Below are 204 nucleotides of genomic sequence, written 5' to 3'. Positions count from 1 at the left end.
ATAAACCTTCAAAACTGAACGCAAAATGTCAACGTATGAACCAGAGGTTCATTTCCGAATGTGCAGCTTCATCATCGCGAGGATGTTCCACTGACATATATCCTTAGAAAGGAGGTGATCCAGCCGCACCTTCCGATACGGCTACCTTGTTACGACTTCACCCCAATCATCTGTCCCACCTTCGGCGGCTGGCTCCCGTAAGGG

At 49.5% G+C, this 204-nt stretch carries 1 rRNA gene; it reads right to left on the bottom strand.

From position 1 onward, the window contains the following. Positions 1 to 107 precede the first annotated feature (107 nt). A 16S ribosomal RNA gene (locus M3197_RS17550) occupies positions 108 to 204 on the bottom strand; the annotation flags it as partial.

It is taken from the genome of Sporosarcina aquimarina, from assembly GCF_023715615.1.
GTDB classification, from domain to species: Bacteria; Bacillota; Bacilli; order Bacillales_A; family Planococcaceae; genus Sporosarcina; species Sporosarcina aquimarina_A.
Note: the sequence above shows the minus strand (reverse complement) of the source record. Positions and strands in the feature narration are given on the sequence as shown.